Raw genomic sequence first — 26941 nt, 5'->3', positions numbered from 1 at the left:
CAGTTCCGGCCCACTCACACCACGCGGCGAGCCTTCATGCCGGCGAAGATCGGGCCGACCTTCACCACGTCACCGAATGTGGGTGCGTGAAGCATCTGTCCGTTCCCGACATAGATCGCCACATGGCCGGGACCGCCTGCCTGCCAGTTGCCGAACAACAGGTCACCGGGCTGCGCCTGATCCAGCGGGACCTCGACGCCGACGCCCCACTGTGTCTCCGAGGTCCGGGGCAGAGTCACTCCGGTGGCCGCGTGGATCGCGTACGACGTCAGACCCGAGCAGTCGAACCCGCCCATCGAGGGCCCGTTGATGTTTCCGCCGCCCCACACGTACGGCAATCCGAGAAACTTCAGACCGGCCTCGACGACGCCGCCAACGGCAGCGGCGAGGTTGTTGTAGTCGAAGGGTGCGAGCATCAGAGCGAACGAGTCCTGCAACGATTTGATCTGTGCGACAAACGGAGCGGCGACCGCCTGCTCCGCGGGAACCTCGCCCGCCTTGTCGGCGGGAACGCCGCCCGCTTCGCGAACTGCGTCCGGCCCGACGTCGTAGGCAGCGAGCGCGAGGTCGACGGTATCGCCCTCGACCTCACCGGACTTCTGCCAGGACTGCGCTTGCTTCACGAGATCGCACAACCGGTATCCGGTTGTCATCACCGGATCGGCAACGCCCAGGATGTCCATCTTTCCGTCGCCGTCACCGTCCTTGCCGTATGCCGTCCACGCTGCGGTGGTGAAGCGGCCAGGCCCGCGCCCACCTTCCGGTGAGATGTCGGTATCGGGTCCGTACTTGAATCCGTTCTCGACCGAGTACAGCGAAGCGATCACCGCGGGCGTGATCTCCGAGCACAGAGCACCGGCCTTCTTGATCCACGGCGCGAACACCGCCACCGCTCCAACGGGCGCCAATGTCGCTCCCGGAAAGTTGGAGGGTACGGAAGGCACGATTCCCTCAGGTGTGTCCTGAGTTCGTGCCGGTCCGTTCCAGGCTGCAAGTGAGACTGCAGCATTCGAAGACTCGTTCTTCTCGACTTGTGCGGGCGCTCCGAGAGTTCCACTCATCACGCCCAGTGCGGTGCCGATCGACACAGCGATCGCCAGGACACCGACTGCCATCCGAACCTCCGATAAACCTCTGAAAATCTACGTACGTGGTCGTACCCGAAACTTGTCGGTGCGAACATCTACCCTTTCGAACATGCATTCGACACGGCTCAGTCTCGCGACTCCTGTAACCAATGTCTCATTTATCTCGGTGGGCGTTACGCAAATGACTACAGACACCAAGGCTTTTCTCAGGTTCGGCGTGCAAGCTGAGTGCATGAGCGACGATCGGCCACGACCCGCCCGGGGACGCACTACGGTGTATCGACCCGTTCGCCTCGCCCTCGCAGCCACGGCTGTGGCGGGAGCGCTCGCAAGCGGCGGACTTTCACTCGTTTCTTCTCCCACTGCCACGGCACTCGCGCCGGACACCTCGGCTTCTCACACCAAGAATCCCGTAGCGAAGCGGCCCGTCGTGGTCGCCGGATTCGGAACCCCGGATGCCGTCTCCAACGGTTCGTGAGCACTCCGCGCTCGGCCTCCGAGTGGCTCACGTGGGGTGTGCAGGCCCGGGTCGTCGTCACCGACCCTGAGGTCCTTCCCTCCGCGGCCAGCCTGGTTCGCGGATACCTCACCGCTGCCGACGCTGCCACCAATCGAGATCGTGCCGACTCCGAGATTCGTACCTATGTCTGCGCCGCGAGCAACGTCGACGGCGTCGCCGTGACCCCGATGTTCGCGCACTTCCTCGAAGACGCGTTGGCTGTCGCACGACTGACCGACGGCAAACTCACGCCGACGGCCGGGTCGGCAGACCCTCACTCCTGGTGGAAGATTCGCGTCGAGAACAACCGCGTGTACAGCCCGGACGACGTCGTTCTCGATCTGTCCGCGACGGCCCGCGCCAGTTCAGCGGACCACTGCGCGGCATCCACCGCCACGCTTCTCGGGTGCGGAGTACTGGTCGGCCTCGGCGGGGACATCGCGGTTGCCGGCCCGGCGCCGGAAGACGGCTGGCAGATTCAGGTTCAAGACCTGCCCGGCGACCCGACGTGCCAGGTAGCGCTTCCTTCCGACTGCGGGATCGCCACGGCCAGCACCGTCAAACCACTGCACCGCGAATCGACGGCGACGCCGATGTGGCGCACGGTGTCGGTGATTGCGCCCTCCTGCGCCCAGGCCGCCGCATTCAGTCGGGTTGCGGTCGGCATGGGCGGTTCGGCCATCGACTGGCTACATCAACTCGACGTACCCGCCAGGCTGGTCGACCAGGAGTATCGCGTAACGGTTCTGGGCGGCTGGCCTGACGAGTAAGTCGCGTCAGTTCTGCAGTCGTACGGCGTAGCCGGCACGGTCGAAGGCTGTGAGAAGTTCCGCCTTGTTGTCCGGACCCCGTGTCTCGACGGTGAGGAAGACTTCCACTTCGTCGAGCGCGAGTTCGCCACCGGTACGGGAATGGATGACGTCGACCACGCTGGCGCCGTTCGCTCGAACCACTTCGAGCAACGAGACCAGTGCGCCCGGCCGATCGTCGATGGTGATGTGAACGCCGAGGAACCGTCCGGCCGCTCGCAGACCGTGCGAGATGACGTGCGTGAGAAGTAGCGGATCGATGTTGCCGCCGGAAAGCACGGCGCACACCTGCCCTGTCAGTCCCAGCTCCTCCGGAGAGCAGGTCATCAAGGCCGCAACGGCCGCAACGCCGGCCGGTTCGACGATGAGCTTGGCGCGTTCGAGGCACAGCAGGAGCGCTTTGGACAGCGCTTCCTCGCTGACCGTCACCACGGCATCGACATGGGCGGCAACTTCGGCGAACGGAACCTCGCCCGGGCAGCCAACGGCGATACCGTCTGCCATCGTGGACATCGACGCCAAGGCGGTCGGCTTCCCGGCTGCCAACGACGCCGGCCAGGCAGCCGCCGTCTCGGCCTGCACTCCGACGATGCGGACCTGCGGGCGTACAGCTTTGACTGCTGCGGCCACTCCGGCGATCAACCCACCGCCGCCGGTCGGGACGAGGATAGTGCCGACCTCAGGCAGTTGCTCGAGGATTTCGAGCCCCACAGTCCCCTGCCCCGCCACGACGTCCTCGTGATCGAACGGGTGGACCAGAACCGCTCCGGTCCGGTCCGCGAATTCGCGAGCGGCCACGAGCGCGTCGTCGACAGTCGAACCGTGCAGGTGGACCTGAGCTCCATATGCCTTGGTGGCCACCAACTTCGGCAGCGGCGCACCCGTCGGCATGAAGACGGTCGACTTGATTCCCAGTTCTGTTGCAGACCAGGCAACTCCCTGCGCATGGTTACCGGCACTGGCCGCCACCACGCCCGCTGCCCGTTCCTCTGCGGAAAGATTGGCAATGCGGTTGTACGCACCGCGCGGTTTGAAAGAGCCGGTGCGCTGCAGGTTTTCACATTTCAAGCTCACGGCGAAGCCGGTGGTTTCGGACAACACTCGCGAGGCCACGACCGGGGTGCGTCGCATGACCGGGGCGAGCAGTTGCTGTGCAGCCTTTATCTGTTCGAGATTCACGCATGCCTCCAGAAAGTGCGCCTCCACACCCTCGTGAGGTGTGAAGGCGCACTGCAGATTCGAAGTCGAATTACTGTAGAGCGAAGATCAGGACAGCGCTTGCTCGATGTCGCCGACCAGATCGGAAGCGTCTTCGATGCCGACCGACAGGCGAACCAGATCGTCGGGAACCTCGAGAGCGGAACCGGCCGTCGAGGCGTGGGTCATCGCGCCGGGGAACTCGATGAGGGATTCGACGCCGCCGAGAGATTCTGCCAGCGTGAAGATCTCGGTGCGCGAGCACAGGTCGAGAGCTGCCGCCTTGCCGCCCTTGAGGCGGACGGAGATCATGCCGCCGAAGCGTCGCATCTGCTTGGCCGCGACCTTGTGTGACGGATGCGAAGCCAGGCCCGGGTAGATGACGCTGGCAACCGCGGGGTGGCCGTCGAGCAATTCGACGACCTTCTCCGCGTTGTCACTGTGACGCTCCATGCGCAGCGCCAGTGTCTTGATTCCGCGCAACGTCAGGAACGCGTCGAACGGGCCGGGAACGCCGCCGGATCCGTTCTGCAGGAACGCAAACGCGGTATCCAGTTCTTCGTCGTTGCAGACGAGAGCGCCACCGACCACGTCGGAGTGTCCGCCGATGTACTTGGTCGTGGAGTGCAGCGCGATGTCGGCACCGAGCTGCAGCGGCTGCTGCAGGTACGGCGACGCGAAGGTGTTGTCCACCACGATCTTTGCGTTGCCCTCGTGGGCGACCTCGGCAAGGAGCTCGATGTCACCGATATTGAGCAGCGGGTTCGTGGGCGTCTCGACCCAGACCAGCTTGGTGTTGGACTTCATCGCCGCGCGCACCGCATCGACGTCGGACACCGGAGCCGGGGTGTACTCGATCCCCCACTGCGTGAACACCTTGTCGATGAGACGGAAGGTTCCGCCATACGCGTCGTCGGGGATGACCAGGTGATCGCCCGGTCGAAGTACCGAACGGAGCAGGCAGTCGGTGGCCGCCATTCCCGAACTGAACGCTCGGCCGTAGGTTCCGGATTCGAGCGCGGCAAGGTTCGCCTCGAGCGGGCGACGGGTGGGGTTGCCCGTTCGCGCGTACTCGAAGCCACTGCGCATTCCACCGACGCCGTCTTGGGCGAAGGTGGAACTTGCGTAGATCGGCACGTTGACCGCGCCGGTCAGCGGATCGGGTTCGTAACCCGCATGCACCGCTTTCGTGGAGAAACCCTGCCAGCTGATGTTGTCGGCCTTGCTGCGTTGCTCACTCATGGTCCCCAGCCTAATGGCGCCGGCACCGGCGCAGGAATCCGTACTCAGGAATCCGAACTCAGGAAACCCAGGAGATCGTGGCGCGTGATGACACCGACCGGCTTGCCGTCGTCGACGACCATGAGTGCGTCGGTGTCACCGAGCGCCTTCGTGGCAGCCGAGACCGGCTCGCCGGAACCGATGAGCGGGAACGGCTTGCTCATGTGCTTCTCGACGGAATCCGCAAGGTGCGCACGGCCTTCGAATACCGCGCTCAGCAGATCTCGCTCGGACACGCTTCCGGCGACCTCGCCTGCCATGACCGGCGGTTCCGCACCGACGACGGGCATCTGGGACACGCCGTACTCGCGCAGGATCTCGATCGCGTCGCGCAGAGTCTCCGACGGGTGAGTGTGAACGAGGTCCGGCAGCTCGCCCGACTTGCCGCGCAGGACGTCGCCGACGGTGGGGACGTTGGTCTTGCCGTCGAGTGGGGTGCGCAGGAATCCGTACGACGCCATCCACTGATCGTTGAAGATCTTGGACAGGTAGCCGCGGCCACCGTCCGGGAGGAGGACGACGATCAGAGCGTCGGGGCCTTCGCGCTTGGCTACTTCGAGGGCAGCGACGACGGCCATACCGCAGGAACCGCCGACCAGCAGTCCCTCTTCGCGGGCGAGGCGACGCGTCATCTCGAAGGAATCGGCATCCGAGACGGCGATGATCTCGTCCGGGATGGACGGGTCGTATGCCGACGGCCAGAAGTCTTCGCCGACGCCTTCGACCAGGTACGGGCGACCGGTGCCGCCGGAGTAGACGGAGCCTTCGGGGTCTGCGCCGATGACCTTGACCTTGCCGCCCGAAACTTCCTTGAGGTAGCGGCCGGTGCCGGTGATGGTGCCGCCGGTGCCGACGCCCGCGACGAAGTGCGTGATCTTGCCGTCGGTGTCGGCCCAGATCTCGGGACCGGTGGTCTCGTAGTGGCTCTCCGGTCCGCCCGGGTTGGAGTACTGGTTGGGCTTCCAGGCGCCGGGGATCTCACGGGTGAGGCGGTCGGAGACGCTGTAGTAGCTGTTCGGGTTGTCCGGTGCGACGGCCGTGGGGCACACGACCACCTCGGCGCCGTAGGCACGCAGGACGTTGCGCTTGTCTTCGCTGACCTTGTCGGGGCAGACGAAAACGCACTTGTATCCACGCTTTTGCGCCACGAGTGCCAAGCCGATTCCGGTGTTGCCCGAAGTCGGCTCGACGATGGTGCCGCCAGGCTTCAGTTCACCCGAAGCCTCGGCTGCGTCGATCATCTTGACGGCGATGCGGTCCTTGGAGCTACCGCCAGGGTTGAGGTATTCGACCTTGGCTGCCACCGTGCCGAAGTTTTCGCCCGTGACGGACGTGAGCTTGACGAGTGGGGTGTTGCCGATGAGGTCGACGACGTGTTCCGCGATGCGCATTCGTCCATGTTCCCAGATGAAAGAAAACGGTGCGCGCGGACGTCGGGCGAAGGTGGTGCAATCCGGCTAGATTGGCAAGTGTGAGTCGAACCGGACTGAAAGCGTCGGTGGCCACGGTGGTGGCCGGATCGAGTGCAGGCACGCTCTCCTGGTTGGGCTACAACTATCTGATGTCGCAGGCGGGGGCGGCCCGTGGGGTGATCGGTCGCAATATCGCCAAGCCACCCGAGGCGGACGGGGTGTACGCACCCGGCGCCGACAACCCGGAACTCTGGTGGCGGGCCGTGCCCTTCGACCTCCACTTGATGATCTTCGGCGATTCGTCTGCGGCCGGCGTCGGCGCACTGACGGCGTCGGAAGTTCCGGGTGTGCAGGTCGCGAAGCTGCTTGCGAGTGAAACCGGGAAGCGAATCCGATTGAGCACCAAGGCCATCGGCGGCGCCACCTCACGCGGGTTGAGTGGGCAGGTCGACGCCATGTTCGTCGCCGGCCCTCCCCCGGATGCTGCCGTGATCCTGATCGGCGCCAACGACGTCACGGCCAAGAACGCAATTCATGCTTCGGCAAAACGCCTCGGCGACGCGGTACGACGGCTACGCGAGAGTGGCGCCGTCGTTGTTGTCGGCACCTGCCCGGATCTGGGGGTGGTCACGGCTATCCCGCAACCACTGCGCTCCGTGGTGCGTGAATGGGGTCATCGTCTCGCGCTCGCCCAGGCGTCCGCGACCAGAAACGCCGGGGGTCATCCCGTTCCACTAGCCGACCTGCTGGCCAAGGAATTCCTGGCCTCGCCCGACACGATGTTCTCGGCTGATCGTTTCCACCCGTCGGCGGCCGGCTACGAACTCGCGGCGAAGCAGATCGTCCCGGTTCTCGCGTCGGCTCTGGGTGAGTGGCAGGGTGGCCCGCTACCCGAACTTCCCCACGTCTCGGAGGCGGCGCAAGCTCGCACCGTCGCGGCCCGACTGACGGCAGCGGCAACTCAGTGGAAAGCCTTCGCGAGACGCACCAAACCCGCAGTTCAGCGCCCCGACGTCAACTGAGTGAGACTGCGTGACCACCATCTGGGAGCGGCAACGTAAATTGTAAGTCGAAGCTGCATTCAACTTGCCCTGCTCGACGGCGTTTCAAGCCGCCCACGAGCAGTACACAAAAGGAGTTTTCATGCCCGAGGCAGTAATCGTCTCAGCAGTACGGTCGCCCATCGGCCGCGCAATGAAGGGTTCGCTCAAGGACATCCGCCCGGATGACCTCGCAACTCAGATGGTTGCCGCCGCGTTGGCAAAGATCCCCGAGCTCGACCCCACCGAGATCGACGACCTCATGCTCGGTTGCGGCCAGCCCGCCGGCCAGTCGGGCTTCAACATCGCCCGCGTCGTCGCCGTTCAGCTCGGCTACGACTTCCTCCCCGGTGTGACGGTCAACCGTTACTGTTCCTCCTCGCTGCAGACCACCCGGATGGCATTGCACGCCATCCGCGCAGGCGAGGGCGAGGTCTTCATCTCCGCCGGCGTCGAGTCCGTCTCCAGTTTCATCACGGGCAACGCCGACGGCCTACCCAACACCAAGAACCCGCTCTTCGACGCAGCGCAGGCTCGTAGCGCCAAGCTCGCCGAGGGTGGAGTCGCCTGGACCGATCCTCGCGAAGAAGGCCTGATCCCCGACGTGTACCTGGGCATGGGCCAGACCGCCGAGAACGTCGCTTCGGCCACCGGCATCACCCGCGAAGACCAGGACCGCTGGGCAGTGCGCAGCCAGAATCGCGCCGAGGAAGCCATCGCTCGCGGCTTCTTCGAGCGTGAGATCACGCCCGTCACGCTCGCCGACGGCACCGTCGTCTCCAAGGACGACGGCCCCCGCGCCGGCACCACCTACGAGGGCATCAGCGGCCTCAAGCCCGTCTTCCGCCCCGACGGCACCGTCACCGCCGGCAACGCCTGCCCGCTCAACGACGGCGCAGCCGCACTGGTGATCATGTCCGACACCAAGGCGAAGGCACTCGGCCTGACCCCGCTCGCTCGCATCGTCTCCACCGGCGTCTCGGGCCTGTCCCCCGAGATCATGGGCCTCGGCCCGATCCAGGCCGTCAAGAACGCCCTGAAGATCGCCGGCAAGTCGATCTCCGACATCGACCTGTTCGAGATCAACGAGGCATTCGCCGTGCAGGTCCTCGGATCCGCTCGCGAACTGGGCATCGAAGAGGACAAGCTCAACATCTCCGGTGGCGCGATCGCCCTGGGTCACCCCTTCGGTATGACAGGTGCCCGCATCACCAACACCCTGATCAACAACCTGCAGGAGCAGGACAAGACCTTCGGCGTCGAGACCATGTGTGTCGGCGGCGGACAGGGCATGGCAATGGTGATCGAGCGCCTCAGCTGATCCCCTGAGCACGTCGAAAGCGGCCGCCCGGCTTCTGCCGGGCGGCCGCTTTCGTGTGGTCGTGTTTCAGGTAGTCGTGAATTTCCGAGCAAAACTCCCCAACTCGCGAATCAACGCTCGTGCAGCGTCGTCCTCACGCTGCACAGCGGCGCGGGCTTCGTCGGCCCAACCGTGGCGGAGCAGTCGCTTGGCGGCAAGGACTGCCGGTCCGATGTTGGCGGCAATCTGCTCGGCACTCTCGCGGGCACGTGCCTGTACCTGGTCGGCCGGTACGGCGGCTGTCGCCAGTCCGTAGGCGGCAGCTTCGACGCCGCTGAGCCACCGGGCCGACAGGATCAGCTCGGCGGCGCGCTGCGTTCCGATCACCTTGGGCAGCAACCAACTACTGGCAGCTTCGGGAGCTGTACCCAGCGACGTGAACGGTGCCCGCAGGCGTGCGTTCTCGGCAACGTAGACGACGTCACAGTAGAGCAGCATGGTCAGGCCGATGCCGACGGCAGCGCCGTGCACCGCGGCGATCAATGGCTTCGGGAACTCCGCCAGCGCAACGATCAGCGGCGCGAATGCATTGCCGAAGTCTGAATTGTCGGTGCCTGGTTCGGCGAGTGCGCGTAGGTCGACGCCACTGGAAAATGCCTTGCCTGCGCCCTCGACGATCACCACGGCCACGGCTTCGTCCGACGCCGCGTCGTCAAGCGCCTTGGTCAACGCTCGAAAGCCGGCCGCATCGAAAGCGTTCAGGCGGCCCGGATTGTTGAAGGTCAGCGTTCGCACTGCTCCGGCATCCGCCACCAGCACGGGTTCGGTGGTGTTTGTCGACATTCGCTCCCCTTCGCTCCAAACCAAGCAGTTGCTAGGCATCCAAGCACCGTAACCGCCCACAGACGACAAAAGAAGGGCCCCGAGTGGGGCCCTTCTTCGTGTTACGGAACGACTCGCGAACTAGTCGTTGTTGAAGTAGCTCAGCAGACGCAGGATCTCGACGTACAGCCAGACCAGGGTGACGGTGAGGCCGAATGCGACGCCCCAGGCTGCCTTCTCCGGGGCCTGTGCGCGGATCAGCTGATCAGCGGCGTCGAAGTCGAGCAGGAAGCTGAAGGCTGCGATGCCGATGCAGACGAGGCTGAAGATGATGGCGAGCGTTCCGCCGTCACGCAGTCCCAGTCCGCCGTCGACGAAGAAGCTCGCGACGAGGTTGCCGAGCGCCAGAACGACAACGCCGATCAACGCGCCGATGATCATTCGCGTCAGACGCGGTGTCACCCGAATCGCGCCGGTCTTGTAAACCACGAGCATGCCGAAGAACACGCCGAAGGTGCCGAGGACTGCCTGCGCGATCAGTGCCGATCCGCCGACGCCACCGAATTGAATATCGGTGAACATGAACGACAGCGCACCGAGGAACAGACCCTCGGCGACGGCGTACGCCAACACGATTGCCGGGTTGTCCATCTTGCGACCGAACGTCGCGACCAGAACCAGAACGAGGCCGACGAGACCGCCGCCGATGACCAGCGGGGCTGCAAGGTCGGCGTTGTTGTTGACGAGGAAGTACGACACCAGTGCCGAGATCGTCAGCACACCGAGCGTGATGCCCGTCTTGGTGACGACGTCGTCGATCGTCATGGCCCGCGAGGTGGGACCGGTCTGGTACGGCTCGGCCGGAGCGTACTGCGGCTGACCGAACTGCTGGGTTGCCTGCGAGGCGCCCGCCGTCGCAGATCCGAACGAGGCGTATCCGTTGCCCTCTTGCTTGGGCAGATTGCGGAACACCGGGTTGCTGGTGGTGCGCACCGTGATCATCCCTTCATCGTGGTGGCCTACGACGGGTGCGTCGCGGGTTCGCCGTACGGATCCGAGTTTCCGACACGGTCCGTGTACCTAACTAAAAGTAAAGCACTCGTAATTTACAACGTCGAAGCGTCGGTTTTAGTTCCCGGCGCATTTCCGGAAGATCAACACTCTTCGATACTAGGACGGTTTGACCGACTTCATCACGATGAACTTCGCGTTCTTCGCCATCGCCTCGCTCGGTCCCACCGCGGCTTTCAGCGGTTCGCGATACCCCAGATGCGCGTTGTGAACAGTCCACAACTCGCCACCCGGACGCAGGACGCGACCGGCGGCTTCGAACATCTTGAGTGCTCCGCCGGTGTGCACCGCCGCGCCGACGTGGAACGGCGGGTTCAACAGAACCAGATCGGCACTCGCACTGGGCAACGAACTCACGGCGTCGTCGCGCAGGCCGCTGACCCGATCGCCGACGCCGTTAGCAGTTGCGGTCGCCAGAGCCGAAGCGACGGCTGCCGAGGACTGATCCGTTGCGATCACGTGGACATCCGGGAACTTACGCGCGATCGCCGCCGCGAGAATGCCGCTGCCACAACCCAGATCGATCACGTCGCTCAGCGGATCGACCGCAATCTTTCCGAGGTTCTCCAGGAGCAACCGGGTGCCGATGTCCAGGCTCGCACCGGCAAACACGGCGCCGTGAGCAACGACGTCGAGGTCGAACTCGTCGAGGCGTTCGGTCATCGGGAACGTGATGGCAACATCGGCCTTCGGTTCCGATGCCTTGAGTACGCGGGACTTCTGACGCCCACGCGAGGCGCTGACGTCGGAAAACGATTCGCCGAGAACCTTGTTCATCGCCGGGGTGATGTGCTTGTCACGCCCACCGGCGAAGACACGAACCGCCGGGTCGGCGTGGAGCGCGATCAGCTGAGCGATCTCGGCAAGTTCAGCGAGGCTACGCGGCAATTGCATGAGCACGACGCGGGCGCCGCTGAGCAACTCCTCGTCCAGTCCGTGGGAGGTGAAGGCGTCACTGAAACCGAGTTCGCGCGCGTTGTTGGCGAGGGCCAACTCTCCGGTGAGCGGATCCTGGTGAACCCGTACGCCGGCGATTCCGTGAACGAGCGCAACACCGGCGGTCAGCGCGCCGTAGTGATCGCCGATCACGACGACGGTGCCCGTCGGCGCTGCGGCCAGAGCGTCGGCGGCCTCGTCGAGGATCAGACGATCAGCCGCGTCGACGGCAAAGAGATTGGGTGCCTCGACATCGGGAAATCGGCGCAGACGATCGAACAGTTCGGGTGTGTCGGACATGCCACCAGTCTTTCAGGTGGAACTACGCAACACTCAATCCCCCGACCAGCAGGTGATCAGTTCGACATCCACATCAGTTCGACATCCACTGCACGACGTTGTCGACGGTTTCGCGTTCGGTGCGGAATCCGTTCACCGGGTGGTCGGTGTCGGGGTACCCGAACGAGATCGCGCACACGACCTTGCGAGTGTCGTCGATGCCGAAGTGCTCGTGAATGAACTTGGAGCTACCCGCGAGCGCCGCCTGCGGAATGGTGGCCACCCCCAGGCTCTGGGCCGCGAGCAGGAAGCTGTTCACGTACAACCCACAGTCGACAGCGCCGTAGGTGCCCAATGCCTCGTCGGTGGTGATGATCGCGACGTGGGGAGCGCCGAAGAGCTCGAAGTTCTTCATCGTCTGTGCCGCGGAACCGGCGCGGTCACCGTGCTCGATTCCGACGCTCGAATACAGCGCCATCGCACAGTCGAACCGACGCGACTTGTAGATGCCCTGGTACTCGCGGGGGAACTCGAAGTCCGACTCCTGGGCGTTGGCCATCACGTACTCACCGAGGCCGGCGCGGAATCGCTCTGTGCCCTCCCCTTCGGTGATCGCAACCTGCCACGGTTGCGTGTTGCACCACGACGGCGTCTTCTGCGCCAGCCGAAGGATCTCCTCGATCACCTCACGTGGCACCTGACGGTCCTCGTAGGCGCGGCAGCTGATCCGGGCATCGAGCAACCCTTCCAGGCTCGTATCCACGACGATGCTCTCGGTCATGTGTTCTCTCCTCGATCAGGCTGCACTACAACACTTCGCACGATAGAACTATCGCTTCAACGCAATAGTCATCGGGTCACCTTTGCGAAGGCCGACACCAGCTCGCCGAACTCCGATATCGCCGTGTCCGGATCCGGATCAACAGCTGCCAGCGCGACCAGCACATCGGTAGCACCGGATTCGAGCAGCTGTTCGGCACCGATCATCGTCGCCGGGAGATCGATCGAACCGTCAGCCCCGCGAACAACGGTCAGTCGCCCACGGACCTGCAATTCCGCTGGATCGCGTCCGAGATCCGCCATGGCCTTCCCGATGACATCGATCCCTTCACGTAGGTCGTCGTCCGCGGCGCCCATGATCGGAATCCACCCGTCACCCCAGGTTGCGACGCGTCGTACGACGGCTTTGGAGAGCGAACCGGATACCCAGATCGGGATTCCAGCGGCTGGACGGGGCGCGCAATACACGTCGTCGAACTTCAGACGAGGAGTGTCGATGCTCGCCGGCGCCGAACTCCACAGGGCCCGGCACACAGCGAGAGCGTCGTCGAGCAACGGCCCCCTCTTACCGAAGTCCATACCGACAGCGTCGTATTCGCTTTCCTGCCAACCGGTTCCGACGCCAAGGTCGAGGCGGCCGCCGGACAGCAGATCGAGTGTCGCGGCAGTCTTGGCAAGTACCGCTCCCCCGCGAAGCGCCGCGATGACGATTCCGGTCCCCAAGCGAATTGTCTTCGTCTGTCCGGCAACAAAAGCCAGGACGGTCAGCGGTTCGAGCCAGTTGGCGTCAGGCTCGGTGGGGAACGCCGACCACGTGTATGCCGAGTTGTCCGAGCCCATCACCACATGATCGGTGACGAGGACCCGGTCGAAGCCGGCAGCTTCCGCGCTCTGACAGACCTGCACGAGTTTCCCGTAGGAGTTCTCCGCGAGAGTGGTGCCGAAATTAGGAACGTTCAGACTGAAAGTTGTCATGTGTCAAGCCTTTCGGGGCCGGTTGGTCCAGCCGCCTTCTTCGGTGGGGAACCAGCCTCCGGCAGCGTGCGAGCCGCCGTCGACGTGGATGACGGTTCCGGTGATGTATCTCGCCAGGTCTGAAGCCAGGAACAGCGCGGGGCCGGCAATGTCGACCGGCTGGCCCGGTCCACCCAGCGGCGCCCACCCCGGCCACTTGTCCCAGTCGTCGGCAGGGACGATCCTGCGATACGGCACCTGTACCGACTCGATCAGATCCGGGGCAATGGCGTTGACGCGCACTCCGGTTCGACCGATCTCCACACCAAGACTTCTGGTGAACTGCGTCAGCGCGGCCTTGTATGCCGAGTACATGGTGTGGCCCGGGATCGCTCGATGCGCCTCCACCGTCGTCAGGTTCACGATCGATCCACCGACTCCGCGATCGATCATGCCGGGAAGCAGGGCATGGGTCAGGCGCACGACGTGATCGAAATTGATGTTGCCCGCCTCGGACCAGAATCCTGGATCCGTACCGGTGAACGCTGTCGGCGGGTTCAGGAAATGACCCACATTGTTCACCAGAACGTCCGGCGCGAACTCGGTCAACGCGACGGGGACTTCCTGCGCACGCACGTCGTACTCGAGATGGTTGATCGAACCACCTGCAGCTGAGTCGAATTCGACCTCGCCCAGCGGTGCCATGTCCACAACCAGAACTGACGCGCCATGCGAGGCAAATGCTCGAACGATCGCTGCGCCGATTCCCTGGGAACCGCCTGTGACCACTGCCTTCTTACCCACCAACATCGGCCCTGGGAAGTACGCCGATCCGACCACCACGAAGACACCCTTCTGCAGTTCGATGTGAATCACTTCGGCGTACCGTCACACATCGATCGCCAAAACGGGCGCAAAGTTCTCACTCAGTGGTAGCCGCGACACCCAGCCTGCTCGGACCGCCTGGTCGCTCATTCAAATAGTCCGGAATCTCGGCTGCCCGTATCGGCATTCCCTCCAAGTACCCCTGGATCACGTCACATCCGCACTCCGTCACTATCGCGCGCTGCCTCTCCGTCTCCACGCCCTCGGCAACGGTGTCCAGCCCGAGAGATTTGGCAATCGCGATGACGGCTCGCAGGACAGCGAACCTCGAATTCGAGGGATCCGCGTCCAGCGGTGCGACGAACGCCCGATCGATCTTCAACCGATCGAGCGGCAGCCGGGCCAAGCTGGCAACCGAGGAGAACCCTGTACCGAAGTCGTCCATCGCAATCGCGATTCCGAGCGCCGAGAGCTGTACCAACACATCTCGGTCGGCGTCATCGATGACCAGCGATTCGGTCACTTCGATCTCGAGTCGGCTGGGGTGGAGGTTCACCTCGTTCAGTGTCTGGCGTACCGATTCGACGTATCGACTCGAACGCAGTTGCACCTGAGAAACATTGACGGCAACCCGAATGTCCTCCGGCCACGTTGTCGCTGCCGTGCAGGCAGCCCGCAAAACACCTGCACCGATCGGCACGATCAAGCCAGTTTCCTCGGCGACCGAAATGAAGTCTCCCGGCGAGACGAGACCTGAAGTCGGATGGTTCCAACGCAGCAGAGCCTCGAACCCGACAACAACTCCCGTCGCGGCTGAAACCTGCGGTTGATAGACCAACTCGAACTCTTCGTCGATCAACGCACGACGAAGATCCAACAGTGCTCTGGCCCGACCTGTCGCACGATCCCGCAAAGTCGCATCGAAGGCGCGAATCTGGTTCCGACCGCTCTCCTTTGCGTGGTAGAGCGCGAGGTCCGCAACAATCACCAGGTCTTCGAGGCTGTCGGCGTCGTCGGGCATCGAGCCGTACCCCAGACTGGCACGAATGCGAATCTGGTTGCCGACCAGTGAAAATGGTCGTTCGAATGAGTCGAGAATCGTTTGGAATCGTTCCTCCACCTCATCTGCACTCGCGATGTCGTCGAAGGCGATGGCAAACTCGTCACCCCCCAGTCGCCCACAGATCTCGTTCGATCGCAGAACGCTGTGCAGCCTGCTCGCAACATCGCGAAGCACGTCGTCTCCGACGTGGTGTCCCAACCGGTCGTTGATCGACTTGAAGTTGTCCAGGTCCAGAATCGCCAACCACACTCTGCGTCCGTCCCGAAGCCTCGACGAGAGCTGAGAGTTGAAGCTGTACCGATTCTTGAGCCCGGTCAGCGAATCGACTTCCGCCAGTCGCAAGATATTTTGACGCTGATGATAAGAGTGCGTGATATCGGATCCGACACCGCGCCACCCGTAGTCCGCCCCGTCGCCGCTGGCGGGGTGACCTGACATCGACCACCAGCGAGTATCGCCCCGTACGACAACTTGCATGGTGAGGTCCCGAAACGCCGTCCCGGCTTGAAAATTCGCGGTGAGAAGATCAAGGGACTTCCTGCCCGCATCTGTTCGAGATGCGCCGATCCCGATCAGGATCTCGTGCATGGTGCGGCCCCGAATCTGCGCTGCCGGTAAACCGACCTGCTCGGCAAATCGATACGACACGGTACTGGCGATACCGCGCGAATCGGTTTCCCAGAGCCAATCCTGCGCTCCGTCTTCGAGATCGTTGAGCAACAATTCGACGAGATCTCGTTCGTCCTCGGCTACGAGTTCGGCGCGTAGCCGTCTCTCGAAGAGGTTGGCCAACAGCAAAGTTCCGCTGTAGAGCGAACCTACGAAGATGACCAGCACCCCGATCAGCACGAAACGCGATGTGCCCGGTTCCGTCCAGAACGCCCCGGCCAGCCCGACTCCCACCAGGCTGATCCAGACGACAGTGATTCCGCGAAACATCATGGTGGGAAACACGCCGACCGCGATCCCACCGATCAACGTCGAGCTCAGTACCAATTCGTCACCAGGATCGAGCATCGGGAAGAGAACGAGAGCCAAGCACGCCAGGAGCACTCCCCAGACAATGATTTCGACTGTGAGCACCACCAATTCGGTGGTCTGGGACTCTGAGACTCCCATACTCGAGCGCCGGAGCCAATAGACACTGAACCCAGCGCTCGACAACAGCATGACACTCGACCAGGCGAAGCTGAACCATCCGGCATCCACCGGCAGGAGCACCACGATCGCTGACAACGCAACCGCCGCAGTCAGAAACGACCACGGAAGTACGCGCGCGGTGAACCGCAGGCGTCGATCGAGTAAGCGGCGGCGATCGTAATCCGAGAGGTTTTGTTCCGTGCCGCTGCGACCGAGCTTGCGCACAGACGTCTCGACACGACGCCTACGGAGTACCGCCGGGTCATCCACGTCGGCCTGCTACCGCCGCTGCGACCGCGTCGACCGACATGACCCCGCCGGCGATGTATCCCTGAACAGTCCTCACCCCTGCAGCGGCCACGGACTTCAAGTCCTCCTCACCGTCGACTCCCGAGACGACGACCTCCATTCCCAGCGCGTCGACCAGATCCACGACAGCTTCGAGAATCGGCCGTCCACCAGGCGCCGCACCCGAAATGGAGCGTTCTATCCGGACTCGGGTGAACGGAAGGCCGGACAGTGATGCGAGCGAGGAGAATCCGGCACCGAACTCGTCCACGGTCAGCGCGATTCCCATGTCTGCAATGGCGTGCAATGCAGACTTGGACTCGTCGGTGATCGCCGAGGATTCGTTGAGTTGAAGCTCGAGCTGATGTGCGCTGGCGTCCGATCGTCGAAGCGAATCCCCTATCGAGTCGACAAAGGAATCCGATTCGAGCTGACGCGTCGATACCGCGACGGCTACCCGCAGGTGATCAGGAAGACGCGACGCCGCCTCGCACGCCAGCTCGAAGACGGTCGTTCCTAGTGAATAAGCCAAACCGGTGTCGTCTGCGACGCTCATGAATTCGGCGGACGTCACAGCTCCGAGGCGGGCGTTGTGCCAGACCACGCGGACCTCCACGGCCACGATCTCGCGGGAGAGCACGTCGATCCTGGGCAGCAGCTCGAGTTCGAGGTCCTTCTCCGCGACGGTGTTTCCCAGATCTTCGAGCAGGCGGGCCCGCCGATCGGCCACGGACTTCATCGAGTCTCGATATTCACGCACGGCCCCGCGCCCGGATTCCTTTGCCGCGAACAACGCGAGGTCCGCAGCGCCCATCATTTCGTCGGCGGAGGACGGCAGTTCGGCGGGGAGGTAGTACCCGATGCTGCATCCGATCTCCAACCGCGTGCCGGCCACTGTGATCGGCTCATGCAGAGTTTCGATGTAGCGGCCGAGCAGAGTACGAACTTGCGAACTGTCACCTACATCGGTGAAAAGAATCGCGAACTCGTCTCCACCCAGACGTGCGAACAGCTGTGACATCCCGCCGGCCTCGGACAGGCGATCCGCGACCTCTCGCAGAACCGCGTCGCCAACGGTGTGACCCAGTGTGTCGTTGACCGATTTGAAGTTGTCGAGGTCGAGCATCGCCAACGCGAGACCACTTTCGCTTGTGTACGGATCACGCAGCAGTCGCTCGAGCTCGGTCCAGAAGCTGTGCCGGTTCGGCATGCCGGTGAGTGCGTCCACCCGACCCATCCGCACGATCTCGTCACTCTGCAGTTTCACTTCCGTGACGTCGGAACCGACTCCCCGCCAGACGAACTCGTCAGGCGTGCGGCCGGGGCGCGGGCGTCCGGAGATCTGCCACCACCGGATTTCACCGTGCACTCGGACCGGAACGAGCACGTCGACGAATGCGGTCTTCGTGTGGCGGGCTTTCTGCAACTCCATGAGCGCATCGATTCCGCCGGGGATCCGTAGGGTGCCCAACTCCATGAACAGGTCCTGCCACGCCGTTCCCTGCAACTCGGTGGAGTCCAGCCCCGCTTCGACCGCGAGCCGCGTCGGGATTCGGTTGAACTTGCCTTTCTGGTCGGTCTCCCACACGAAGTCCCCCGCGTTGCCTTCGAAATCTTCGAGAAGCATCTGCACAACCGATCGTTCCGACGCGGCGCTCAATTCAGCTCGGTAGCGAGATTCCAGGTTGCCCGAGACCACTATCGTGCCGCCGATCAGAGCTGCGCCGTAGGCGATCATTCCAATGAGAATTCGTTCGAACTCGGGCCCCGGTTGAAGCCAGAATGCCACCCCGAGGATGACCATATTGGACAGGATCCAGGTGACCCCCACCATCCGCAACATCGCGGTGGCCACGGCTCCGGCACCGGTGATGGATGTGGTGACCGCTATCAGGATCAGGTCGCCGGAGTCATCCAGGATCGGGTACAGGACCAGGGCGAGCGAGGAATACAGGATCCCGACTACAGCAAATTCGACGATGAGAAACGCGTAGGACATCCGGTACGTGGGTGCGATCAGGTTGAAATGAATGGCGAGACCGACGCACATCCCCACCAGCCCGATCACTCCGGACAGGAATGGCCACAGGCGCGGCAACGGTCCGCTGTCCGGCGGAATCACATACAACGTCAGCCCGAGTGTGACGACGAGGTGGACAGCAGCGGCCCACGGCAGCACGCCGAAGGTGACGGCTATCTGCTCACGAGTGACGTCATCGCGCTGCGCGGGCGTCAATCTTTCTCTCTGGTGGGGTTGCAGAAGAGACAGGACCGACATCACTTACCTCCCGCTCCCACGACTCAATTCGAATCGGACGTCCGACTCAGCAATTCTCTCGTAATTAGGCACTGCGGTGCCAACCAGTACGTCCGACCTATTTCGGAGTCAGGTCTGCCCACAGACACAGTAATCAGCAAACTACTGGTCTGCCGGTAGTTGGTGCGGCAAGTTTGATGCGGATGGGTTGAAATCAGACATGAGGGACAATGGCCGGAGATCGCCGATCACGTCGGTGGAGATTCCTCGACGGGTAACACGATCGGACTCATTCGAGTTCAGACAAGGACTATCACGATGGCAATCGACTACACCCGACGTTCCGGCGAGTCCACTCCGTCGCAAGCACCGGTCAGCCTGAGCAAGATCACGCTCACCAAATCGGCACCGACGGTCAACCTCGCGAAGGCGGGTGAACGACAAGGCAATATGCGGGTGAACCTCAACTGGTCGCAGGGAGCACCACCGAAGAAGACCGGTTTCCTCGCCAAACTCGCCGGCGCAGGTTCTGGCGCGGTCGACCTGGACCTCGGATGCCTGTACGAACTTGCCGACGGGTCCAAGGGAGTAGTTCAGGCCTTGGGCAACAGTTTCGGTTCACTGACTTCTCCGCCCTACATCTCCCTCGACGGCGACGACCGCAGTGGTGCGAACACCGGCGGCGAGAACATGCACGTCAATCTCGGTGACCCAAGCGCTTTCCGGCGAATCCTGATCTTCGCGATGATTTACGACGGCGCCCCCAACTGGGCGGCCGTGGACGGCGTCGTCACCCTGTATCCCACCAACGGCCCCGAGGTGGAAGTGCGGCTCGATTCGGCCAGCAACCAGGAGCGGTTGTGCGCAATCGCTCTCATCCAGAGTTCAGGTCAGGGCGTGACGGTGACCCGCGAAGTTCAGTACATCAACGGCAGTCAGTCAGATCTCGATCGGGCCTACAACTGGGGAATGAAATGGGCGGCTGGACGAAAGTAGGTGTCGCGGGCGGGGTGTCCCCCAACCGAATGACAATGTCTGAATCGTCCACAATGTCGCAAGTTACTGGATAGTGTCGAGAAGTGGGGTCGGACATGAGGGGTCACGCTCGACACCGATAGTGGGTCGGTGACGCTATGTGCTTGGCGACACCGACGTTCGACCGGAAAGGCCCTCGATTTCCCCCGAGATCGAGGGTCTTTTCGTATCTTGCGTCACTGTTCGGACCCTTTTATTAGTTGATCGTTAAACTAAGCGTTCGTCCAACATGTACCGATGGAGAACGTGAATGTCCACGAATTCAGATCGACGCCCGCGCCTGCCCGTGAGAATCGCCTACCTCACCGCGGGAGTTCTCTTTGTCGCCGCCATGCTCCTGCTGGCAAGCGTCGTCAACCCTGACCGGGACCGCGATTTCTCCATGAACCACGTCCCCGCGGGGACGTCGGTGACCTCCGTCGTCGCCACCACTGACCTCGGCTAACGAAGGTACTGGTACGTAAGTGGCGAGCGTCACGAAGTGTGGGTACCTTCAACGCCAATGGTTCGCCGTAGGTCGGTATTGAGAGGGACGGCCAACCACCGCCCTGCCTGGTTGCCCCACCCAAGCAGGCAGGGCACCCCAGATCAGGCAGGCACCCCCGATAATTCAAGCCTCAAGTAACTGTTACTCGGGAAAGACTTGTATCAAACCGGGACGAATCGTACATTTCATCCGGCAGTCGGCCTTCGTCCGACGCCTTTGCCGTCAATGTCGACGGAACTTCTCTGAACACCACCACAAGTCGGCCACTTGTCGTGACCGCATTCGTCCTCACGAAAGGCTCGCCCATGTTCGATTTCTTCGGCGCAATCTCCGGCTTCTTCGGCCTACTGTTCGGCACCGGCTCGTCGAGCGGGAGCTCGGGAGGAAGCAGCGACGCACCCGTCGCCCCGCCTACCTGATCCACAAGCCTCACCCGGCACCAATCCGCCGGGTGAGGCTCTCGCGAATCTCTTTGAAACACAACGTAACAGCACTTCAACTCCACCGACTCTTCTGCGGATTCACGCCTACGCACTCCGGCGTCCGGACAGTTTCACCGCAGCGCCTGCAGTAATGGGTCCGATGCCCGCCATTCTCGGTCGAGGCACACCCGCAAACCTCCCAGCCGACGAGGCACGTATTGGCCGTCAGCGGGTGTCCGTTCGCGCAGCGGTCCGGGGATCGCTCGGTTAGCCGCATCTCCACATTTTCGCACACACGTTCGATACCTTGGTACTGCACACTGCAAATTCGATTGCACCGGCCGCTTCCGGTCAGCCCGAGCGCAACTATCCCTTCTGTCACTTCGGTCTGCTTTAATACGAAGGCTTTGTCGGGGGTTTACCAATGTCCGAAGTTGTCGAGTTTCTGCGAGCACACGCAGGCGAACACGGGGTTGAACTATGGGTTTCTTCAAGAAGGCGGCTGTGACTGCTCTAGCGGTCGCTGCAGTCGGAGCATCAACAGGGATCGCATCAGCTGATCCGTCAACCGACGTGAATTACGAAGCGAAGATCGTCGACAAGTCGATCGTCACCACCATCGATGCCGGGTTGTTCAAGGTGTCCGGCGACGGCAAGTCTGTTGTCTTGCAGGACAGCAAGGGAGCCGACCTTGTTTCCCTGCCTCTCGCATACAACCTCGGGGATCTGCAGTTCCCCTTCGATCGCACGATCAGTGAAGACGGTAAGACCCTCACACTGACACCGATCACCGATTCGGCGAAGGCAACACCTCGACCCGAGAGTGCGCCTGCGGCAAAGGAATGGACGCCGGTAGCCTCGCCCGAGGAGAATGATCGGGCGATTGCGCACTTCCAGAGTCAGCTCGGTCTCGGCACTCAGGTCGGCAGCCTGCTCGGCACCATCGTCGGCGCCGGAATCGGTTGCGCTGTCGGCGCTCCGCTGGGCTTGACCATCGTCGGACTCCCCGTCGCTGCGGCACTGTGCCTGGGTGGCCTCGCAACAGGAGCCGGAATCGGCGGTGTCGCCGGAACGATCCTCGGCGGCGGCGGCGCGGCTGTCGTAGCCGGCATCGATCTCGTCAACACACTGAATGCGCCTGCAGGGACGACCGTCTGGGCTCAGTAGCCACTTGCGCCACTCCAAGGAAAACCCCGCCCGTCCGTATGAGGACGAGCGGGGTTTTTCGATTCAATGTGCAGGCGGATCTACTTGGTGCCCCCAGTCGGACTCGAACCGACACTTGACGGATTTTAAGTCCGTTGCCTCTGCCAATTGGGCTATGGGGGCCTTGACGCACCCGACTGGTCGGGTGCGTCGGGAATCAGACTATCGGGTGGGTCTGAGCTATCGACATCGCGATGCCGTCGAGGATGTCGTGTTCGCTGACAACCAGTTCGGTGATCCCGGCTTTGGCTTCGAATGTCTGAGCCAACACCGTGGTGATGATCGCTCCGCCGCCGATGACGTCCACCCGCCCCGGATGCATCGGGCCGAAGGCGGCGCGATCAACCCGAGGCATGGCGGTAAGTCGCTCGCACACGTCGAAAAGTTGCTTGAACGGAATCCTCGACAGGTGCACCTTCTCGGCGTCGTACTCCGGAAGTTCCTGAGCAATCGCGGCCAGCGTCGTCATGGTTCCAGCGACACCCACCCAGGTGTGCGCCTTCTCGACGGGCACGGCCTCGAATGCCTCGGCCAATTTCGCGGTCGCAAAAGCCGTCGCCTCGGAAACCTGCTCTGCCGTAGGCGGATCCGACGGTAGGCACCGCTCAGTGACGCGCACACAGCCGATGTCGGTGGAGTACGCAGCCTGGACGCCCGACGCGTCGCCGAGGACAACTTCGGTGGACCCACCGCCGAGATCGACTACCACGAAGGGGCCCTCGGAGGGATCAAGTTCTCCCACAGCACCACCGAACGAGAGTCGCGCCTCTTCGTCGCCGGTGATCACCTCCGCTCCGGATCCGGGAATCACCGCACCGAGCACGTCCCGCGTCATCGTGAAGAAGTCTTCCCGATTCGCAGCGTCGCGAGTAGCCGACGTCGCGACCATTCGAACGGCGGTTGCTCCGGCATCGGCGATCATCGACGCGTACTCGACCAGCGCGACCCGGGTGCGTTCGATGGCCTCGGGCGCGAATGTCCCTGTCGCATCAACACCCTGACCCAGTCGCACGACGCGCATCTCGCGCCGGACATCCACCAGACGGCCGTCGTCGCCGACGTCGGCGATCAGCAGTCGAATGGAGTTGGTACCGCAATCGACTGCGGCAACACGGCGAGTCACCGGTCGGCGGTGTCGGCGTCGTCGATGCCAGGCCAGTCCGCGGGAATTGCAGTTCCGCGGAGCTTTCCGTGGCCGGCCAAGGCAACGGACTCGTCACCGAGCGGATTGACGCCGGGACCCTTGGCAAGCGAATGCGCCATCAGCACGTGCAAGCACTTGACGCGATCCGGCATCCCGCCACCGGCAAAGTCGGTTCCGAGAGATTCGATCGCGTCCCGCTCGGCAAGGTACGACTCGTATGCCCGCCGGTAGGCCGCGGCAAGTTCCGGATCCTGGGTCAGGCGTTCGGTCATTTCACGCATGACGCCGGCGGATTCCTGACGGCTCGCTTCGGCCGTCAGTCGCGGGTCGGTGAGGTAGTACAACGTCGGGAACGGTGTTCCGTCCGGAAGTTTGGGGGCAGTCTTGACGACGCCGGGCTGACCGTCCGGGCTGCGGTACGCGATCTCGATCACTCCGCGTGGCTCACGGCCCAATTGAGCGGCAACGGCGTCGAGATCCGCTTGTGAAACCTGTGGGGAATTTTCGGACGTGTTGCTCACCCGGTGGGTACTCCTTGTTCTTCTGGCTCTATCGGCGCCAACGGCATCGGGGCCGGTGTCGTCGTCTCGGGAACCACTGGCGGTTCCGAAATCGTTTGCCACAGATCGCGATACCACGGACCTGTCAGCGGTGTTTCCTTTTCCTGCTTCTTCTCGGGTTCCTTGTAGTCGCCGGGAAGCTGAACCTGAAACGGGGTCTCGCCCGGTTTGACGTACCGAAGGCGTTCTCGTGCAAGAGCTTCGATGTACGCAGGGTCGTCGAAGCGCGCGTTCTGGCCCTGCAGCTTTCGCAGTTCTTCCTCGAGCACCTGACGTTCGGCCGCCACCTGCGCGGCATCCGAACGCTGGCTGATGTACGTACGCAGCGGCACTGCCAGTGTCAGCGCCAGCATGAGCACAACCATCGCGAGCACAACGGCCCGACTGGTGGACAAGCCGAAAATGGTGTTGTCCGACTTCGGAAGCCGAGACCAGAACTTGTTGGTTCCGCTCTTCCCCCGGGCCGACCTCGACCCACGCGCCGACGCTTTCTCGGCGGCGACCCCCGGTTGCGCGGGGTCTGTCGCAGCGGAATCAACTGCTGCCGGATCGACCGAAGATGCCGGTTCCGACGCGCGTGGGCGTCGAGCGCTGTCACGACGCGCACGCGACGGTGTGTCCCCACGACGGGAACCACGACCCCCCGGACTTCCGCCGGGGGATCGTGGCTTACCGCGCTGTGCAGACACTACTGAATCTTAGATTTCCGTCAGGCCTCGAAAGCGAAGCGCGGGAACGCAACCTCGCCGGCGTAACGTGCTGCGTCGCCGAGGTTCTCCTCGATACGCAGCAGCTGGTTGTACTTGGCAACGCGCTCGCTGCGGGCCGGAGCACCGGTCTTGATCTGACCGCTGCCGACGGCAACCGCGAGGTCGGCGATGGTGGTGTCCTCGGTCTCGCCGGAACGGTGGCTCATCATCGTCTTGTAGCCGTTGCGGTGAGCGAGATCGACGGCGTCGAGGGTCTCGGTCAGAGTGCCGATCTGGTTGACCTTCACCAGGAGTGCGTTTGCCGCACCCTTGACGATGCCTTCTTCGAGGCGCTCGGGGTTGGTGACGAAGAGGTCGTCGCCGACGAGCTGGACCTTGTTGCCGATCTGATCGGTGAGTGCGACCCAGCCGTCCCAGTCGTCTTCGTCGAGCGGATCCTCGATGGAAACGAGCGGGTAGGCGTCGATGAGCTCGGCGTAGAACGCCGCCATCTCGGCCGCGGTGCGGTTCTTGCCCTCGAACTTGTAGCCGGTGCCGTCGGTGTAGAACTCGGTGGCGGCGACGTCGAGAGCGAGCGCGACGTCGGTGCCCAGCTTGAGGCCTGTCTTGTTCACGGCGATCGTGATGAGGTCGAGCGCTTCCTTGGTGCCTGCGACGTCGGGCGCGAATCCGCCTTCGTCACCGAGACCGGTGGAGAGGCCCTTCTCCTTGAGGACCGACTTCAGGGAGTGGTAGACCTCGGCACCCCAGCGCAGCGATTCCTTGAAGCTCGGTGCGCCGATGGGAGCAACCATGAACTCCTGGACGTCGACACCGGTGTCTGCGTGCGCGCCACCGTTGAGGATGTTCATCATCGGGACAGGGAGAACGTGAGCGTTGGGGCCACCGACGTAGCGGAACAGCTCGAGCCCCGAGGACTCGGCAGCGGCGCGAGCCACGGCAAGCGAGGCACCGAGCAGAGCGTTTGCGCCCAGACGCGACTTGTCCGGGGTGCCGTCTGCGTCGAGCAGCGCCTGGTCGACCGTGCGCTGCTCGGTTGCGTCGATGCCGATGATGGCCGGAGCGATCTCGCCGAGCACAGCCTCCACGGCCTTCTCGACGCCCTTTCCGCCGTAGCGTGCGCCACCGTCGCGCAGTTCGACGGCTTCGTGCTCACCGGTGGAAGCACCGGACGGCACCGCAGCCCTGGCGAAACTTCCGTCTTCGAGCAGAACCTCGACCTCAACCGTGGGGTTGCCACGTGAATCAAGGATCTCGCGAGCTCCGACCTGCTCAATACTGGCCACTGTGTGGTTCTCCTTCGAATGGGCTTCGCATTGGGGCACGCTCTGCGTGCTTGACACTTGGGCTCCGACCCCTCCGGTCGAAAGAGGACCACGATCGCGGCTGGGCCTCTGCAGTGCCAGCACCTCTGTAGTGCCAGCACACAGCCTAACCGCACGGGCCGAAGGCTTCTTTATCGACGCGCGGTCACGGTCCCGACCTGCGGATCGATCGCCGTCAGTCCGGCCGTACCCCGACTGAATACGCCGACGCACGATCACGAACGAGCGCGAGATAGTCGCCCGAGAGGTTGTACGCCATGAGCGCCTGCTGCCACCCGGCAGCGGCGGTGAGGTCTCCCCCGCGTGCACACAGGTAACGAGCGGCGGTGAGGGCAGCGTCGTCGATGTTGTCCGGGTCCACCCGGCCGTCGCCGTTGGCGTCGACTCCCCATTTGAGCCACGTCTCAGGGATGAACTGCATAGGCCCCATCGCACGGTCGTGCACTGGATCGCCGTCCATCGCCCCGCCGTCGGTGTCGGGGATCTCGGCAACTCCCGGGCCACCGTCCAGAGGGATTCCCCGAATGGCCGGGGCGACCTGGCCGAACGCATCGACCGACGAACCGTCGTAGGTCCCGTGTCGGCTCTCGACGCTGCCGATACCGGCCAATGTCGTCCACCCGATTCCGCAGCTGGGAAGCGTCTCGGCCATGACCGCAGCGGCGTACCCGTACGCCTCGAGTGCCGTGGTCCCGATCCCGATGTCGTCCGACAATCCCGCGGCCCAGTCGGCGAGTTGATCAGCACTGCGGCCGGGGGCATTGATGTCGATCGGTGGCGTCGGAGAGCCGGTACCTGGGGGTATGCCCTCCGGAATGGCTACTTTCGGTTCGTTCGATCCACACGCCACGATGCCTGCGCCCAGCAAGGCTGTTCCGGCAGCTACTGCGGCTACGACTCTCGAGAGACGCCGGGGACTTCTGCGGGCTGCGGGAGTTCGGTACACCCTTCCATCATCCACATGCGAGCGAAGTACTCCCGAATCCATTGGTAAAGAACAGCAAAAGTACA

The 26941-nt window shown here is 63.3% G+C and carries 24 protein-coding genes and 1 tRNA gene; 7 read left to right on the top strand and 18 right to left on the bottom strand.

What is annotated here, in order from left to right:
* Positions 1–14: 14 nt before the first annotated feature.
* The gene (locus H351_RS11805; protein WP_051636488.1) at positions 15–1115 is read right to left on the bottom strand and encodes a C40 family peptidase; all 1101 of its coding nucleotides are present in this window, start codon (positions 1113–1115) and stop codon (positions 15–17) included.
* 205 nt (positions 1116–1320) lie between these two features.
* On the opposite strand from H351_RS11805, the gene H351_RS11800 reads away from it, so the two are divergent.
* Positions 1321–1566 carry a hypothetical protein gene (locus H351_RS11800; RefSeq protein WP_153211881.1) on the top strand — a complete coding sequence of 82 codons (246 nt, stop codon included), beginning with the start codon at positions 1321–1323 and terminating at the stop codon, positions 1564–1566.
* On the top strand, positions 1563–2357 hold the full coding sequence (locus tag H351_RS11795) for an FAD:protein FMN transferase (RefSeq protein ID WP_029255855.1): 795 nt from the start codon (positions 1563–1565) through the stop codon (positions 2355–2357). Before H351_RS11800 ends, H351_RS11795 begins: the two co-directional genes overlap by 4 nt.
* Before the next feature lie 6 nt (positions 2358–2363).
* Here H351_RS11795 and ilvA read toward each other — a convergent pair whose 3' ends face one another.
* The 3 genes from ilvA to H351_RS11780 all read right to left on the bottom strand — a co-directional run bounded on the left by ilvA (position 2364) and on the right by H351_RS11780 (position 6265).
* Entirely contained in the window at positions 2364–3527 is a 1164-nt protein-coding gene (gene ilvA, locus H351_RS11790) for a threonine ammonia-lyase (protein WP_230544056.1), read from the bottom strand.
* Positions 3528–3662: 135 nt separating this feature from the next.
* The gene (locus H351_RS11785; RefSeq protein WP_007728802.1) at positions 3663–4835 is read right to left on the bottom strand and encodes a cystathionine gamma-synthase; all 1173 of its coding nucleotides are present in this window, start codon (positions 4833–4835) and stop codon (positions 3663–3665) included.
* Between the two features lie 44 nt (positions 4836–4879).
* Positions 4880–6265: a cystathionine beta-synthase gene (locus H351_RS11780; RefSeq protein ID WP_003943292.1), complete on the bottom strand. Its 1386-nt coding sequence runs from the start codon at positions 6263–6265 to the stop codon at positions 4880–4882.
* A gap of 71 nt (positions 6266–6336) precedes the next feature.
* Between H351_RS11780 and H351_RS11775 the strand changes: the two genes are divergently transcribed.
* Both H351_RS11775 and H351_RS11770 read left to right on the top strand, forming a co-directional pair.
* On the top strand, positions 6337–7308 hold the full coding sequence (locus H351_RS11775; protein WP_046378939.1) for an SGNH/GDSL hydrolase family protein: 972 nt from the start codon (positions 6337–6339) through the stop codon (positions 7306–7308).
* A gap of 121 nt (positions 7309–7429) precedes the next feature.
* Positions 7430–8647, top strand: coding sequence for an acetyl-CoA C-acetyltransferase (locus tag H351_RS11770; protein ID WP_029255857.1), 1218 nt, complete (start codon positions 7430–7432; stop codon positions 8645–8647).
* Between the two features lie 66 nt (positions 8648–8713).
* On the opposite strand, the gene H351_RS11765 is transcribed toward H351_RS11770, so the two are convergent.
* The 8 genes from H351_RS11765 to H351_RS11730 form a co-directional block, all read right to left on the bottom strand.
* On the bottom strand, positions 8714–9469 hold the full coding sequence (locus H351_RS11765) for an enoyl-CoA hydratase/isomerase family protein (protein ID WP_021332748.1): 756 nt from the start codon (positions 9467–9469) through the stop codon (positions 8714–8716).
* Between the two features lie 120 nt (positions 9470–9589).
* Entirely contained in the window at positions 9590–10441 is an 852-nt protein-coding gene (locus H351_RS11760; RefSeq protein ID WP_007728810.1) for a Bax inhibitor-1/YccA family protein, read from the bottom strand.
* A 177-nt stretch (positions 10442–10618) separates the two neighbouring features.
* Complete coding sequence (locus H351_RS11755; protein WP_029255858.1) at positions 10619–11755, bottom strand: class I SAM-dependent methyltransferase; 1137 nt, start codon at positions 11753–11755, stop codon at positions 10619–10621.
* A gap of 73 nt (positions 11756–11828) precedes the next feature.
* The gene (locus tag H351_RS11750; RefSeq protein WP_020908534.1) at positions 11829–12515 is read right to left on the bottom strand and encodes a nitroreductase; all 687 of its coding nucleotides are present in this window, start codon (positions 12513–12515) and stop codon (positions 11829–11831) included.
* Positions 12516–12583: 68 nt separating this feature from the next.
* Positions 12584–13489: a TIGR03619 family F420-dependent LLM class oxidoreductase gene (locus tag H351_RS11745; protein WP_029255859.1), complete on the bottom strand. Its 906-nt coding sequence runs from the start codon at positions 13487–13489 to the stop codon at positions 12584–12586.
* A 3-nt stretch (positions 13490–13492) separates the two neighbouring features.
* Complete coding sequence (locus H351_RS11740) at positions 13493–14344, bottom strand: SDR family NAD(P)-dependent oxidoreductase (RefSeq protein WP_021332745.1); 852 nt, start codon at positions 14342–14344, stop codon at positions 13493–13495.
* A gap of 46 nt (positions 14345–14390) precedes the next feature.
* Positions 14391–16766 carry a putative bifunctional diguanylate cyclase/phosphodiesterase gene (locus H351_RS11735; protein ID WP_029255860.1) on the bottom strand — a complete coding sequence of 792 codons (2376 nt, stop codon included), beginning with the start codon at positions 16764–16766 and terminating at the stop codon, positions 14391–14393.
* A complete protein-coding gene (locus H351_RS11730; RefSeq protein WP_244891480.1) occupies positions 16759–19062 on the bottom strand; it encodes a putative bifunctional diguanylate cyclase/phosphodiesterase in 2304 nt (767 codons plus the stop codon). Before H351_RS11730 ends, H351_RS11735 begins: the two co-directional genes overlap by 8 nt.
* Positions 19063–19359: 297 nt before the next feature.
* Here H351_RS11730 and H351_RS11725 point away from each other — a divergent pair, with 297 nt between their 5' ends.
* The 3 genes from H351_RS11725 to H351_RS11715 all read left to right on the top strand — a co-directional run bounded on the left by H351_RS11725 (position 19360) and on the right by H351_RS11715 (position 22152).
* Positions 19360–20037 carry a TerD family protein gene (locus H351_RS11725; RefSeq protein ID WP_007728823.1) on the top strand — a complete coding sequence of 226 codons (678 nt, stop codon included), beginning with the start codon at positions 19360–19362 and terminating at the stop codon, positions 20035–20037.
* Between the two features lie 289 nt (positions 20038–20326).
* Entirely contained in the window at positions 20327–20521 is a 195-nt protein-coding gene (locus tag H351_RS11720) for a hypothetical protein (RefSeq protein WP_029255862.1), read from the top strand.
* 944 nt (positions 20522–21465) lie between these two features.
* Positions 21466–22152: a DUF8020 domain-containing protein gene (locus H351_RS11715; protein WP_029255863.1), complete on the top strand. Its 687-nt coding sequence runs from the start codon at positions 21466–21468 to the stop codon at positions 22150–22152.
* Between the two features lie 85 nt (positions 22153–22237).
* Here the strand turns inward: H351_RS11715 and H351_RS11710 are convergent.
* The 6 genes from H351_RS11710 to H351_RS11685 all read right to left on the bottom strand — a co-directional run bounded on the left by H351_RS11710 (position 22238) and on the right by H351_RS11685 (position 26918).
* Positions 22238–22314: transfer RNA gene (locus H351_RS11710), tRNA-Leu, on the bottom strand.
* Between the two features lie 34 nt (positions 22315–22348).
* Positions 22349–23314 (bottom strand): Ppx/GppA phosphatase family protein, encoded by a 966-nt coding sequence (locus H351_RS11705; RefSeq protein WP_029255864.1) that lies wholly within the window; start codon positions 23312–23314, stop codon positions 22349–22351.
* Positions 23311–23856, bottom strand: coding sequence for a DUF501 domain-containing protein (locus tag H351_RS11700; RefSeq protein ID WP_020908542.1), 546 nt, complete (start codon positions 23854–23856; stop codon positions 23311–23313). Before H351_RS11700 ends, H351_RS11705 begins: the two co-directional genes overlap by 4 nt.
* Complete coding sequence (locus tag H351_RS11695; RefSeq protein WP_029255865.1) at positions 23853–24584, bottom strand: FtsB family cell division protein; 732 nt, start codon at positions 24582–24584, stop codon at positions 23853–23855. Before H351_RS11695 ends, H351_RS11700 begins: the two co-directional genes overlap by 4 nt.
* A gap of 20 nt (positions 24585–24604) precedes the next feature.
* On the bottom strand, positions 24605–25891 hold the full coding sequence (eno, locus tag H351_RS11690) for a phosphopyruvate hydratase (protein ID WP_019744628.1): 1287 nt from the start codon (positions 25889–25891) through the stop codon (positions 24605–24607).
* A 214-nt stretch (positions 25892–26105) separates the two neighbouring features.
* The gene (locus H351_RS11685) at positions 26106–26918 is read right to left on the bottom strand and encodes a lytic transglycosylase domain-containing protein (protein WP_029255866.1); all 813 of its coding nucleotides are present in this window, start codon (positions 26916–26918) and stop codon (positions 26106–26108) included.
* Positions 26919–26941: the final 23 nt, after the last annotated feature.

This window comes from Rhodococcus erythropolis R138 (genome assembly GCF_000696675.2).
GTDB lineage: Bacteria > Actinomycetota > Actinomycetes > Mycobacteriales > Mycobacteriaceae > Rhodococcus_F > Rhodococcus_F erythropolis.
Note: the sequence above shows the minus strand (reverse complement) of the source record. Positions and strands in the feature narration are given on the sequence as shown.